Raw genomic sequence first — 12,514 nt, 5'->3', positions numbered from 1 at the left:
GGCTTCGGGAGCCCATGCATGAGGCACGCACGACGACGGATCGTCCGACGGGGGGCGCGACTCGCGGCCGTCGGCGGGGTCCTCTGCGGAGGGTTGATGGTGACGCACGCCATGGCGAGCGAGCCGTCCGCCGCGTCACGTGCCCCCCAGAGCGCCACCCTGGCCGCCGCGGGCAAGGGCGCGGGCCTGGTGTCGACCCTCGGTACCTCCCGTACGGCGGGCAGTTGGATCGCCGCCGACGGGCGCCCTGTGGTCGCGGTGACCGACTCGGCCGCGGCGGCCGAGGTGAAGACGGCGGGCGCCCGCCCCAAGGTCGTGAGCCACAGCATGGAGGACCTCAACTCCGTGACGAAGGCGCTGAAGGCGGCGCCACGGGTCGCGGGCACCGCCTGGGCCATGGACTATGTCCACAACGAGGTGGTGGTGCAGGCCGACCGCACCGTCTCCGCCGCCGACTGGTCCCGGATGAAGAAGCTCGGCGAGAGCATGGGCAGTTCGGTCCGCATGGAGCGGACCGAGGGCACGTTCACCACACGGCTCAACGCCGCCCTGCCGATGTTCTCGACCGGCGGGCGCTGTTCGGCGGGCTACAACGTGACCAACGGGCGCAACGAGTTCATCCTGACGGCCGGGCACTGCGGGCCGGCCGGGTCCGTCTGGTTCGGCGACAACCAGGGCGCCAAGCAGCTGGGGCAGACGGTCACCACGGCGTTCCCCGGCAGCGACTTCTCCCTCATCCAGTACAACAACGGTCAGAACGACACCGGGAACAACGTCGTCTCGATCGGGGGCGGCAAGGGCGTCCAGATCATCGGCGACGCCGATGCGACGGTCGGCCAGCGGGTCTTCCGCAGCGGCAGCACCAGTGGACTCCACGACGGTGAGGTGAAGGCGCTCAACGCGACGGTCAACTACCCCGAGGGCACTGTGACCGGTCTGATCGAGACCAATGTGTGCGCCGAACCGGGCGACAGCGGCGGTCCGTTGTTCTCCGAGGGCATCGCGCTCGGCGTGACCTCAGGGGGCAACGGGGACTGCACCGCGGGTGGTACGACGTTCTTCCAGCCGATCACCAAGGCGCTCACGGCGCTCGGGGTGAAACTGACCGGACCGGGGGCCGCGGCCCAGGGCGCGGCGGGAGCCACCGCCCAGTCGTCCCCCGCCCCCGCGTCCTCGCAGGGCGCGGCCGTCGTGCCGGGATCCGCCGCGCCCGGCTCGGTCCAGGCGGTCGGCTCGGGCCCCTCCGAACCGCTCCTCACCCGCCTCACGGACCCGCAGAACATCGGTCCGGGGCTGCTGGTCATCGCCGGCAGCATCATCGCGCTGGTCGCCACGCGGTACATCCGCACGGAACAGGATCGCAACCGCTACCGACGGCAGTACTCGCAGAGTTGGGGCTGAGGCCGGGGCTGCGGACGGGGAACGGGGCGGAGATTCGCAACCAGGAGTCACGCCCCGTTCGTCACGGGCCCCGTGGGGCGGCCGAGCGGGCTCACGCCGCCTGTGTGGGCGACTGGGGGGCGGCTTCCGCCCACTCCAGGACGAGCCGCTGGTACTCCCGCCGCTCCTCCATGCTCAGCGTCCCACCGGCCCTGAACCAGAGGGCCCGGATCTCCTCGTTGACATCGGCGGCGGACCGCACGGAGTCGGTTTCAGGAGTGGTGGACATGGTGTGAAGCATACGGGCCTTGGCGTGAAGGCGATGTGAGTAAAGGTGCGCCTTGCGACATTACGGACCGTGAACCTGATCACTCGTCCTACGTGGGATCACCCTCCGCACCTGCTGACCGTCCTTCCCCCGTCCCCAGCACCAGCACCTGAATGGCCAGCACCGCGGCCCCGCGCGCCCAGTCGTGGAAGTCGGAGACCTTCGTCTCCAGGTCGACCGGATCGGCCTGCGGGTGGCGGTGTGTGAGGATCGTCTCCTCGACGACCGGGCCCGCCACATCGACGAGTCCGACGCCCTCCCCGGCGAGCAGGATCTTCTGCGGCATGGCGAAGTTGGCGATCTGCGCGACGAGGGTGCCGAGCGCGCGGGCCGCCTCGTCGAGGACGCGGGCCGGCAGCGGGTCACCCGCCGCGGCACGGGCGAGGATCTCCTCGTAGGTAAGGTCCTCGCCGGTGGCGGCCCTCACCTGGTAGCGGATGCTGGGGATGGTCAACAGGGAGATGGCGCTGCCACGTTCCCCTTCGGGAGTGAGGGGGCCGTACGGGTTCACGATCCAGCGGCGGCCCACGCCCCGCCCGTCCTCGACGGAGGCGACCCGGCTGCCGCCGAGGACGAGGCCGTAGCCGATCCCTGCGCCGATGGTGAGGACCACGAAACGGTCGAGTCCACGGCCGGCGCCGAACCAGGTCTCGGCCTCCACGAGGGCGGCGACGTCGTTCTCGACGACCACCGGCAACCCGGTGCGCGGTTCGACGAGTTCGGCGAGTGGGACGTCCGTCCAGCCGAGGAAGGCCGACTCGGCGACGACCGATCGTTTCTCGACACGGCCGCCGACTCCGATGCCGATGCCGGCCGGTGCGGGAAGGGACCGGGTGAGTTCCTCGGTCATCTCCGCCAGCAGGTCGGCGACTTCGGCCGGGGTGTGGGTGGTCAGCGGGCGGTCATGACGCGCCACGACGTCGCTGCGCAGCGTGGTGACGACGCCGTAGACCATGTCCTCGGTGATCTTGAATCCGATGAAGGAGCGGGACTCGGCGACGATGTCCAGCGGCTGTGAGGGACGCCCCTGCCGTACCTCCGCGTTCTCCCCCTCCCCCGACTCGACGGCCTCGATCAGCAGGCCGGACTCGATCAGCGGTTTGGTCAGCCGGGTGAGACTGCCCGCCGACAGGTTCAGGCGGCGCGCGATCTCGCTGCGCGACAGCGGTCCGTGCACGAGCACCTCGATCGCCACCGCACGCTCACCCGGACTCAGCGGCGGCCAGCCGGCCTCGGCACGTGTGGTCATGAGGACTCCCACAAGATTTTATTTCGCCTCAGAAGTAATGGCGCCACTCTATGGCACGGCAGTTCGCCGGAAAGGATGCGTACACGACTCTTGACGCCTTGATTGTTCCGCATCAAAAGTAAATGAGTCCAGGACGAGCCCGACCCGTGAAGTCTCCACCAGTGAAGGATGTTGCTCAGATGACGTTCTCTCTCGGCATCGTCGGCGCCGGTCAGTTCTCCGGCCAGTTCGCGAAGCTGTTCCTCGCCCACCCCGGCGTCGGCGATGTCCACGTCACCGATCTGCTCCCCGAGCGGGCGGACGAACTGGCGGCAGCCGAAGGGCTGTCGGGCACCTTCCCCTCGTACGAGGCGATGCTGGAGTCGAAGGCGGTGGACGCCGTCGCGATCTTCACCCAGCGCTGGACCCACGGGCCGCTGGTACTCCGGGGACTCCGGGCCGGCAAGCACGTGTACTCCGCGGTGCCGATGGCCATCACCCGGGACGAGATCGCGGCGATCATCGACGCGGTGCGGGCGACCGGACTGACGTACATGATGGGCGAGACCAGCCAGTACAACCCGGCGACGGTGCACGCCCGCAACCAGATCGCCGAGGGCGCCTTCGGGCGGCTGTTCTACGCCGAGGGCGACTACGTCCACGACATGGATCTCGGGTTCTACGAGGCCTACCAGTACAGCGGCGGCGAGAACTGGAAGGCGACCGCCAGCTATCCCCCGCTGCTCTACCCGACGCACTCGGTGGGCGGGGTGCTCGGCGCCTGGCGTACGCACGCGGTGAGCGTGTCGGCGATCGGGGTGCGCGACGAGCGCGGGGACGGGGTGTTCGACAAGGAGGTCAGCCAGTTCGGCAATGACTTCTCCAACGCGACCGCGCTGTTCGAAGTGGCGGGCGGCGGCTCGTTCCGTACGAACGAGTTCCGACGGGTCGGTTATCCCTCGCACATCCGGGAGTCGCGTTTCCGGTTCTTCGGGACCGACGCCAGCATGGAACAGCTCGCGACGGTGAGCTTCTGGCAGGACAAGAAGGGGGTGCGGGACATCACGGAGCTGCTCGAGCCCAAGCCGACGCTGGCGCCGGACGATCCCTCGCTCCAGCACATCGCCCCGGCGCTGCGGGCCGCGTTCACGTCCGGGTCGGCGCCGGTGCACGACCGGGCGCGGCTCCCCCGGGAGTTCGACCACCTGCACAACGGGCACGAGGGCAGCCACCACTTCCTGGTGGACGACTTCGTGACCGCGGTCAACACCCGGAAGCTGCCGTCGGTGAACGCGTGGGTCGCCGCCCGCTACACCCTGCCGGGCATCGTCGCGCACGAGTCCGCGCGGCAGGGCGGGGTCAGGCTGGAGATCCCGGACTTCGGGGAGGCGCCCGGGGCGTGAGGTCCCCGGGCGGGGCCGGGTGCCGTCAGGTGCCCGGCTTGCGGCCGTACACGAAGACGTCGTCGCCGTTCTTCAGCAGCGACCAGTACTTCTTGGCGGTGGTCGTGGTCATGTTGACGCAGCCGTGCGAGCCGGGCGGGTTCCACATGCTCAGGCCGACCGAGTGGAAGGCCTGGCCGCCGTCGAAGAACTGGCTGTAGGGCATGGGCACGTTGTAGATGTTCGAGACGTGGTCGATGTCCCGCCAGTAGATCTTCTTCAGACCGGTGCGGGTCTCGTACCCGTCGCGTCCCGTGCGGACCGGCACCGGACCGTAGACGAGCCTGCTGCCGTCCTGGATCCAGCTGAGCTGGAGGGTCAGGTTGACGCAGGCGATGCGGCCCTTGTTGACGGGACACTTGCCGTCCTTGTTGGGCTTGTTGCCGACGGCCTTCTGCTTGTTCATCAGGTCCATCACGCCCCAGGTGACGGACCCGGCGTAGCCCGCGTTCGGGGTGATGCCGTGCTTGGTCTGGAAGGCCTGGATCGCCTTGCAGTCGGCGGTGGACTGCCGCCCGTCGACCGGTCGGCCGAGGAACTTCTCCACCTGCTTCTGGTACGGGCCGGTCTGTGTCGTGCAGCTCGCGGCCTGCGCGGGCGCCGTGCCCAGCGCGAGCGTCAGCGGCGCGACCAGTCCGGTGATGCCCAGAGCGACGGCTCCCCGTCTGCGTATGTCCCCCATGTCAGGCCCTTCTGTCTGCGTGTTCACCGGTGTTTCCCTCGTTTTCCGCCTGCTAGACCCGCGTCGGGGCGCAGGCGTTGTACGGCTGTCCGGTCTGCGACGAAACGGTGACATTGGGAGCAGTCCAATGACCCCGAATTGGACCAGGCTCCGGGTGCGCCGCCCGATCTACGCTGCCGCCATGCACCGCACACTCGCCGACGATCTCTCCCGGCTTCCCGAGCTCCTGCAGTCCGCCCGCGACTTCGCCGCCGGGGAGGTGGACGGACTCGACGGGCGTCCTGTCGCCCACTCCGGCAAGGTGCCCGACCCGGAGCCCCTGCCCGCCGAGGGGCACGGCGCGCAGGGGGCGCTGAGTCGGTTCGCCGAGCGCTGGGCGCCCGGATTCTCCGGTTCCGCGGGGCCCCGCTACCTCGGTTTCGTCACCGGCGGCGCGACGCCCGCCTCGCTCACCGGGGACTGGCTGACCGGCGCGTACGACCAGAACGTGTCCGGCGGCGGCGGATCCTCGGCGAGCGCGCTGGAGCGGGAGACGGTGGGCTGGCTGCGCGAGCTGTTCGGACTGGGCGAGGCGCACAGCGGGGCGTTCGTGACCGGCGCGACCGTCTCGAACACGGTCGGTCTGGCGATCGCGCGGGAGTGGCTCGGCGAGCGGCTGGGCGTGTCCGTGTCACAGGAAGGTGCCGCCGCGCTCGGACCGGTCGACGTGCTGTCCGCCTCCCCGCACTCCAGCGTCACCAAGGCGCTGTCCGTGCTCGGCATCGGCCGGGACCGGCTGCTTACGGTGCCGGTGCTGTCCGGGAACCGGGAGGCCGTCGACGTCGAGCGGCTGGCCGCCGCCCTCGACGGCCTCGACGGGCGCCCGGCGGTCGTCGTGGCGAACGCCGGAACCGTGAACACCGTCGACTTCGACGATCTGCGGGCCATCGCCGCGCTCAAGGAGCGGTACGACTTCTGGCTGCACGTGGACGCGGCGTTCGGCGGCTTCGCCGCGCTGTCACCGTCGTACGCGCATCTCGTCGACGGGCTCGACGCGGCCGACTCCGTCTGTGTCGACCTGCACAAGTGGCTCAACGTCCCCTACGACGCGGCCGTGCAGTTCACGCGCCGCCGGGACCTTCAGGTCCGGGTCTTCCACAACGAGTCCCCGTACCTGGGCCTGCCGACCGGCGACCCCGACTTCCTGCACCTCACGCCGGAGAACTCGCGTCGGCTGCGGGCGCTCCCGGCGTGGTTCTCGCTGATGGCGTACGGACGCGAGGGGCATCGCGAGATCGTCGAGCGGAACATCGCGCTCGCCCGGCTGCTGGGGCAACGCATCACGGAGGTACCGGAGTTGCGGCTCCTGGCACCCGTCCGGCTCAACGTCGTCTGCTTCACCCTCGCGGACGAGCCCACGCGGGAGCGGGTGCACGCGCTGGCGGCGGCGGTCGCGGCCTCGGGCGAGGCCTTCGTGACGCCGACCGTGTACGCGGGGACGCAGGGGCTGCGGGCCGCCTTCAGCAACTGGCGTACGACCAAGGCCGACACCGAGAGGGTGTTCTCCGTCCTGCGGTCGGCCGCCCTCACTGCCTCACCGCGTTCCGGAAACCCGTGTTGACCGCGGTGAGGCCGCCGTCCACGCACAGCGTGGTCCCGGTGATCCATGCCGCGTCCCGGGAGGCGAGGAAGGCGACGGCGGCCGCGATGTCGTCCGGTTCACCGACCCGTCCCAGCGGATAGATCCCCGACGCCTGGGCGAGATCGTCGTCGCGGCCCTCCCACGCCGTGGTGCGGACCGTACCCGGCGCGACCAGGTTGACCCGCACACCGCGGGCGGCCGCGTGCCCCGCGAGGGTACGCGTGAGGGACATGAGACCCGCCTTGGCCGCGCTGTAGGCATGGTTGCCGAAGTCCTGGATGCCGTTCACCGAGCCGATGTTGACGATGGCGCCCCGGCCCGAGGCCACCAGATGCGGGAGGGCCGCGCGGCTGCAGCGGTACGCGCCGGTCAGGGTGAGGTCGAGGTCACGGGCCCACACCTCGTCCGGCTCGTCCTCGAAGAGCGGGGCGTCGGGAGAGCACCCGTACGCGTTGTTGACCAGGACGTCGAGCGAGCCGAAGGAGTCCACGGCGTACGCGACGGCCGCCTCCACCGCCGCCCGGTCCCCCACATCACACGCCAACTCCTCGGCCCACGCTCCCAGTTCGCGGATCGAGGCGGCCGTCTTCTCCGCCTCGGCCGGGTCCACGTCCGTGACGAGCACCCGAGCGCCCTCCTCGGCCAGCCGACGGGCGGTGGCCGCGCCGATGCCGCGGGCCGCGCCCGTGATCAGAACTCCGTATCCTTCAAAGCGCCTCATGACAGATACCGTGCGCCCATGTCCGCGTTCATACAACAACTTCCGGCACTGATCGGCGTGGTCATCGGTGCCCTCGGCTCGTATCTGGCGATCGTGCGGGGCGACCGGGCCCGCTTCCAACGGGAGCGGGCGGCCCGGTGGGAGGAACGGCGGCTCTCGGTGTACGCCGACTACGCGCGCTCGTTGAAGAAGAGCGTCACTCTGACATACCGGGTGGCGTCATACCTGGGCAACGACCCGCACCCGCACCCCTTGTCCCCGGAAGAGGCCGCGCCGCTGCTGGCCGAGGCCACCCTCGCACGGGATCCGTCCGGGGAGGCGCTGATCCTCCTGGGCAGTCCGGAGGTGGTGGAGCGGGCTCGGACGTGGGTGGTCGGGGTGATGGAGATGGAGCAGTTCCTGCGCGAGGGGACGCGTGACCCGCAGGCGTGGCAGGCCCTGTTGGATCGGCAGCGCGCCGGGCGCGAGGGCTACTACGCGGCCGTACGGGACGATCTGGCGCTGCCCCCGGGCCACTCTGCTCGCTGGCCGCTGCAGCCGGTGCACCACACCTGATCTCAGCGATACCCCGTCGCATCCGCCGGCCTGCCCGCGTCCTGGACCTCGACGAGATAGCGCCAGGCGTCGGGCCTGCTGCCGTCGCGGTCGGTGAAGCCGTACTCCTGGGCGAGCTGCCCGCTGGAGAGCGAGCGGCCGTTCCAGCGCGCGACGTCCGGGTCGGCGGCCAGCGCGGCCACGGCACGGCCGACGTAGAAGGGCGTCTCGGAGATGGCGAAGTGCGGGACGCGCTCCAGGGCGTCCCGCCAGTTCTCCTCGCCGACGTCGAAGGTGTCGAGCATCATCTCCGAGCGCAGCCAGCCGGGGGTGAGCGCGAGGGCGGTGGCGCCGCGCGGGCCGAGTTCGTGGCCCAGGGAGAACGCCATGCGCAGGACGGACGCCTTGGCCAGGTCGTAGAAGAAGGAGACGCGGTAGGTGTCCCGGTTGTACTCGGCGGTGCCGTCGGTCATCTCGACGACGAGGCCGCCGGGGGTGCGCAGCAGCAGGGGCAGTGCGTGGTGGCTGGTGATCGCGTGCGTCTCGACGGCCCGGCGCAGCAGCCCTAAGCCCTGGTCGAGGTCGGTCTCCCAGAGCGGGGTGTCCCACTCAAAATGTTTCTCGCCGCCCCAGACGTCGTTGACGAGGACGTCGAGGCGGCCCTGTTCTCCGGCGATGCGGGCGACCAGGGCCTCGACCTCGGCGGGGACCAGATGGTCGGTGGGCACCGCGATGCCGACGCCTCCGGCCGCGGTGACCAGGTCCGCCGTGTCCTCGATCGTCTCGGGGCGGTCGTACTCGGAGCGGCGTTCGCGCGTGCTGCGTCCGGTGACGTAGACGGTGGCGCCGGCCGCGCCGAGCTCCACCGCGATCCCTCGGCCCGCTCCGCGGGTCGCGCCCGCGACCAGCGCGACCCTGCCGTCCAACGGCCCTGGCATGTCCGACCTCCGTGCTCGTGGCGTTCACGGGCTGCCTTCGCCCATGTGTCCCCACGAGAGTCCCGCGGAAGCCGGACATCTCCTGTCGTGATTCGCTGGTGTGTCGCGACGGGCCCGGCCCGGTCAGTGACCGCGCGCGATCCACTCCTCCAGATGCGGGGCCTCGGCACCGATCGTGGTCGAGTCCCCGTGCCCGGTGCGCACGACCGTGTCGGCAGGGAGGGTGAGCAGGCGCTCGCGGATCGACTCGACGATCGTCGGGAAGTGGGAGAAGGAGCGCCCGGTGGCTCCGGGCCCGCCCTGGAAGAGCGTGTCACCGGTGAAGACGGCGCCCAGGCCCGGGTCGTAGAGGCAGACCGCGCCCGGGGCGTGTCCGGGCGTGTGCAGGACGGTCAGGTCCGCGCCGGCCGCCTCGATCACCTGCCCGTCCTGCAGCCAGGCGTCGGGGAGCCGGTCGGGGTGGGTCTGCTTCCACAGTTGCAGATCGTCGGGGTGGAGCCAGATCGTGGCCCCGGTGCGCTCGGCGAGGGCGGGCGCGGCATCGATGTGGTCGTTGTGGGCGTGGGTGCACACGATGGCCAGCAGCCGCCGGTCGCCCACCGCCGCGGCGATGGCGTCGGCGTCGTGCGCGGCGTCGATGACGATCGCCTCGTGGTCGTCGCCGACGATCCACACGTTGTTCTCGACGTCCCAGGTGCCGCCGTCGAGCGAGAACGTGCCCGAGGTGACAAGGTGCTCGATCCGGGCGCTCATCACAGCACCACCACCGAACGCAGCACGTCACCGTGGTGCATCCGCTCGAAGGCGGCCTCGATCCCGTCGAGGGCGATCGTCTCGCTCACGAACGCGTCCAGGTCCAGCCGCCCCTGGAGGTGCAGGTCGATGAGCATCGGGAAGTCACGGGAAGGCAGGCAGTCGCCGTACCAGGACGATTTGAGGGCGCCGCCGCGTCCGAAGACGTCGAGGAGCGGCAGTTCGAGCTTCATCTCGGGGGTGGGTACGCCGACGAGGACGACCGTGCCGGCGAGGTCGCGGGCGTAGAAGGCCTGCTTGTACGTCTCCGGGCGGCCGACCGCGTCGATGACGACGTCGGCGCCGAAGCCGCCGGTGAGTCCCTGGATCGCCTCGACGGGGTCGGTCGAGGTGGAGTTGACGGTGTGGGTCGCGCCGAGCTTCGAGGCGGTGGTGAGCTTCCGGTCGTCGATGTCGACGGCGATGATCTTCGCGGCGCCGGCCAGCCGGGCTCCGGCGATCGCCGCGTTGCCGACGCCACCGCAGCCGATGACGGCGACGGAGTCGCCGCGGCCGACGTTGCCGGTGTTGATGGCGGCGCCGATGCCCGCCATCACCCCGCAGCCGAGCAGCCCGGCGACCGCCGGGGAGACCGCGGGGTCCACCTTGGTGCACTGTCCGGCGGCGACCAGGGTCTTCTCCGCGAAGGCGCCGATCCCCAGGGCCGGGGACAGTTCGGTGCCGTCCTTGAGCGTCATCTTCTGCTTGGCGTTGTGCGTGTTGAAGCAGTACCAGGGGCGCCCGCGCAGACAGGCCCGGCACTGCCCGCACACCGCACGCCAGTTGAGCACGACGAAGTCGCCGGGAGCCACGTCCGTGACGTCGTCGCCGACCGACTCCACGATCCCGGCCGCCTCGTGGCCGAGAAGGAAGGGGAAGTCGTCGTTGATGCCGCCCTGCTTGTAGTGCAGGTCGGTGTGGCAGACCCCGCATGCCTGGATCTTCACCACGGCCTCTCCCGGCCCAGGATCCGGCACGACGATGGTCTCGACGCGCACCGGCTCGTTCTTGCCCGGGGCGATCACGCCACGTACTTCCTGCGCCATGGTGGTGAACCCTTCCGTAGATCGACGTTCGTCAACCGACCCTACGGTGTGACCCGCCGGTAACCGACCGGGAGAACGCCAGGTGGCGTGCGGCTGCCCCGGTCCAGGTGTGGCGGGCGGCCGGCCCTCCCTCAAGGAGGCCTTCGCCACCGCGCTCGGCCACGCTTTCGCCTCGAACGAGGCGGTGCGCGCCGCCGTCGGCCGATCCGGCCGACGGTCAGGACATACGGGCCGAGGCGGGTGCGCCGGACAGCGCGGGCCGCGGGATCGGTGGTCGCGACCCCTTCGCACGCCACCCCATTGGGAACAGCGACGGGGCCGAGGCCCCGGCCCACGCGGAGTTCGTCCGCGACGGACCGCGAAACGGAGCGGTGCGCGTACGGCTTGACGGCGACCCGTTCGTGGCAGGCGGCGAGCACGGCCGGGCCCGCGCCGACGGCGTCGGAGTGGCAGACGGGGCCCGACATGAGCCGAGCCCGGCACAGGAGCCGAGCCCCCGGTCGCGGGCCCGGGAGGAGCCGCCTAGCGTTGAAGACGTCCGGGCGGGGGACGGCACGGCGGACGCGGGGGCCGTCCTGTCTTCGGAGGTCCCCCAGTGGGTACCGTCTCGTTCCTCCTCGTCGTGGTCGTCCTGACGGCCCTGGCCTTCGACTTCACCAACGGGTTCCACGACACGGCCAACTCGATGGCGACGTCGATCGCCACCGGGGCCCTGAGACCGCGGGTGGCCGTCGCCGTCGCGGGAGCGCTGAATCTGGCGGGCGCGTTCCTGTCCACGGAGGTTGCCAAAACCATCTCCGGCGGCATCGTCGACGACGCCAAGGTGTCCCTGGTGATGATCTTCGCCGGGCTGGTCGGCGCTCTCCTGTGGAACCTGCTGACCTGGCTCGCCGGGCTGCCGTCAAGTTCGTCGCACGCGCTGTTCGGCGGGCTGATCGGCGCGGTGTGGGTCGGCGCCGGCGCATCCGCGGTGCAGTTCGGAGCGATCGTCGAGAAGATCCTGATCCCCGCAGTCGTCTCGCCGCTCGTCGCCTGTGTCGTGGCCCTGCTGGCGACCTACTTCGCGTACGTCATCACCCGGCGGACGGACCCCGACCAGGCGCGGCGCGGATTCCGCCGGGGGCAGGTCGGTTCGGCGTCGCTGGTGGCGCTGGCCCACGGCACCAACGACGCGCAGAAGACCATGGGTGTCATCACCCTGGCTCTCATCTCCACCGGGGCGCTCGCCCACGACTCCGGGCCGCCGTGGTGGGTGGTACTCATCTCCGGAATGGCGATCGCGCTGGGGACGTACACGGGCGGGTGGCGAATCATCCGCACCATGGGCAAGGGGCTCACCGACATCGAGGCCCCTCAGGGCTTCGCGGCCGAGACCAGCGCGACGGCCGTGATTCTCGCCTCGTCCCACATGGGATTCCCCCTGTCGACCACGCAGGTGTGCACCGGCAGCATCCTGGGCGCGGGCCTGGGCCGCAAGCTGGCCCAGGTGCGGTGGGGCGTGGCCGGGCGCATCGCGCTGTCCTGGCTGCTCACGCTGCCCGCGGCGGCGGCCGTCGGCGGCGCGGCGGCCTGGACCGCCGGTCACGGCACCGCGGGCGTGTCCCTGGTGGCAGCCGTCGCGGCCGCGGCGGCGGCCGGGTTCTGGGCGCTGTCGCGCCACCGCCCTGTGACCCCGGACAACGTCAACGAACTGCCCGCCCGGCCGTCCGAGCGCGTGGAACAGCCTGCGGCGTGAGAGCCGGCCGGCCGTCCCGGCCGAGAGCGAGAGCCGTTCCCGGCCGACAGCGAAAGGAGAAGCGGCG

Annotated in this window: 12 protein-coding genes; 5 read left to right on the top strand and 7 right to left on the bottom strand. The window is 71.0% G+C overall.

Annotated elements, in window-relative coordinates:
- Window positions 1–18: 18 nt before the first annotated feature.
- Window positions 19–1,401 (top strand): S1 family peptidase, encoded by a 1,383-nt coding sequence (locus ACFVWD_RS12970; protein ID WP_389595749.1) that lies wholly within the window; start codon window positions 19–21, stop codon window positions 1,399–1,401.
- A gap of 91 nt (window positions 1,402–1,492) precedes the next feature.
- Here ACFVWD_RS12970 and ACFVWD_RS12965 read toward each other — a convergent pair whose 3' ends face one another.
- Window positions 1,493–1,681, bottom strand: coding sequence for a hypothetical protein (locus ACFVWD_RS12965; protein WP_060896602.1), 189 nt, complete (start codon window positions 1,679–1,681; stop codon window positions 1,493–1,495).
- A gap of 76 nt (window positions 1,682–1,757) precedes the next feature.
- Complete coding sequence (locus tag ACFVWD_RS12960) at window positions 1,758–2,957, bottom strand: ROK family protein (protein WP_389595747.1); 1,200 nt, start codon at window positions 2,955–2,957, stop codon at window positions 1,758–1,760.
- A gap of 179 nt (window positions 2,958–3,136) precedes the next feature.
- Between ACFVWD_RS12960 and ACFVWD_RS12955 the strand changes: the two genes are divergently transcribed.
- Window positions 3,137–4,339 carry a Gfo/Idh/MocA family protein gene (locus ACFVWD_RS12955; RefSeq protein WP_389595745.1) on the top strand — a complete coding sequence of 401 codons (1,203 nt, stop codon included), beginning with the start codon at window positions 3,137–3,139 and terminating at the stop codon, window positions 4,337–4,339.
- 25 nt (window positions 4,340–4,364) lie between these two features.
- Here the strand turns inward: ACFVWD_RS12955 and ACFVWD_RS12950 are convergent, their stop codons facing one another.
- The gene (locus ACFVWD_RS12950; protein WP_075028209.1) at window positions 4,365–5,060 is read right to left on the bottom strand and encodes a L,D-transpeptidase; all 696 of its coding nucleotides are present in this window, start codon (window positions 5,058–5,060) and stop codon (window positions 4,365–4,367) included.
- A 181-nt stretch (window positions 5,061–5,241) separates the two neighbouring features.
- Between ACFVWD_RS12950 and ACFVWD_RS12945 the strand changes: the two genes are divergently transcribed.
- Window positions 5,242–6,660, top strand: coding sequence for a pyridoxal phosphate-dependent decarboxylase family protein (locus ACFVWD_RS12945; RefSeq protein WP_389595743.1), 1,419 nt, complete (start codon window positions 5,242–5,244; stop codon window positions 6,658–6,660).
- Here ACFVWD_RS12945 and ACFVWD_RS12940 read toward each other — a convergent pair.
- Entirely contained in the window at window positions 6,626–7,402 is a 777-nt protein-coding gene (locus ACFVWD_RS12940) for an SDR family NAD(P)-dependent oxidoreductase (RefSeq protein WP_389595741.1), read from the bottom strand. The two genes, ACFVWD_RS12945 and ACFVWD_RS12940, sit on opposite strands and share 35 nt — an antisense overlap.
- Window positions 7,403–7,420: 18 nt before the next feature.
- On the opposite strand from ACFVWD_RS12940, the gene ACFVWD_RS12935 reads away from it, so the two are divergent.
- Window positions 7,421–7,957, top strand: coding sequence for a hypothetical protein (locus ACFVWD_RS12935; protein WP_389595740.1), 537 nt, complete (start codon window positions 7,421–7,423; stop codon window positions 7,955–7,957).
- A gap of 2 nt (window positions 7,958–7,959) precedes the next feature.
- Here ACFVWD_RS12935 and ACFVWD_RS12930 read toward each other — a convergent pair whose 3' ends face one another.
- The 3 genes from ACFVWD_RS12930 to ACFVWD_RS12920 form a co-directional block, all read right to left on the bottom strand.
- Window positions 7,960–8,874, bottom strand: a complete 915-nt coding sequence (locus ACFVWD_RS12930) for an SDR family oxidoreductase (protein ID WP_389595739.1) — start codon at window positions 8,872–8,874, stop codon at window positions 7,960–7,962.
- A gap of 123 nt (window positions 8,875–8,997) precedes the next feature.
- Window positions 8,998–9,627, bottom strand: a complete 630-nt coding sequence (locus ACFVWD_RS12925) for an MBL fold metallo-hydrolase (RefSeq protein WP_384918272.1) — start codon at window positions 9,625–9,627, stop codon at window positions 8,998–9,000.
- On the bottom strand, window positions 9,627–10,712 hold the full coding sequence (locus ACFVWD_RS12920) for an S-(hydroxymethyl)mycothiol dehydrogenase (RefSeq protein ID WP_168514484.1): 1,086 nt from the start codon (window positions 10,710–10,712) through the stop codon (window positions 9,627–9,629). The genes ACFVWD_RS12925 and ACFVWD_RS12920 overlap by 1 nt, the downstream gene beginning before the upstream one ends.
- 595 nt (window positions 10,713–11,307) lie before the next feature.
- Between ACFVWD_RS12920 and ACFVWD_RS12915 the strand changes: the two genes are divergently transcribed.
- Window positions 11,308–12,447, top strand: a complete 1,140-nt coding sequence (locus ACFVWD_RS12915) for an anion permease (protein WP_389595736.1) — start codon at window positions 11,308–11,310, stop codon at window positions 12,445–12,447.
- The last annotated feature ends 67 nt before the right edge of the window (window positions 12,448–12,514 follow it).

Source organism: Streptomyces sp. NPDC058086 (genome assembly GCF_042885015.1).
Taxonomy (GTDB): domain Bacteria; phylum Actinomycetota; class Actinomycetes; order Streptomycetales; family Streptomycetaceae; genus Streptomyces.
Note: the sequence above shows the minus strand (reverse complement) of the source record. Positions and strands in the feature narration are given on the sequence as shown.

Excerpts from the sequence above, each read along its gene's own strand:
- ACFVWD_RS12945 (WP_389595743.1), top strand. The coding sequence starts at position 5,242 with ATGCACCGCACACTCGCCGACGATCTCTCCCGGCTTCCCGAGCTCCTG.
- ACFVWD_RS12960 (WP_389595747.1), bottom strand. The coding sequence starts at position 2,957 with ATGACCACACGTGCCGAGGCCGGCTGGCCGCCGCTGAGTCCGGGTGAG.
- ACFVWD_RS12955 (WP_389595745.1), top strand. The coding sequence starts at position 3,137 with ATGACGTTCTCTCTCGGCATCGTCGGCGCCGGTCAGTTCTCCGGCCAG.
- ACFVWD_RS12965 (WP_060896602.1), bottom strand. The coding sequence starts at position 1,681 with ATGCTTCACACCATGTCCACCACTCCTGAAACCGACTCCGTGCGGTCC.
- ACFVWD_RS12970 (WP_389595749.1), top strand. The coding sequence starts at position 19 with ATGAGGCACGCACGACGACGGATCGTCCGACGGGGGGCGCGACTCGCG.
- ACFVWD_RS12950 (WP_075028209.1), bottom strand. The coding sequence starts at position 5,060 with ATGGGGGACATACGCAGACGGGGAGCCGTCGCTCTGGGCATCACCGGA.
- ACFVWD_RS12920 (WP_168514484.1), bottom strand. The coding sequence starts at position 10,712 with ATGGCGCAGGAAGTACGTGGCGTGATCGCCCCGGGCAAGAACGAGCCG.
- ACFVWD_RS12930 (WP_389595739.1), bottom strand. The coding sequence starts at position 8,874 with ATGCCAGGGCCGTTGGACGGCAGGGTCGCGCTGGTCGCGGGCGCGACC.
- ACFVWD_RS12925 (WP_384918272.1), bottom strand. The coding sequence starts at position 9,627 with ATGAGCGCCCGGATCGAGCACCTTGTCACCTCGGGCACGTTCTCGCTC.
- ACFVWD_RS12940 (WP_389595741.1), bottom strand. The coding sequence starts at position 7,402 with ATGAGGCGCTTTGAAGGATACGGAGTTCTGATCACGGGCGCGGCCCGC.
- ACFVWD_RS12935 (WP_389595740.1), top strand. The coding sequence starts at position 7,421 with ATGTCCGCGTTCATACAACAACTTCCGGCACTGATCGGCGTGGTCATC.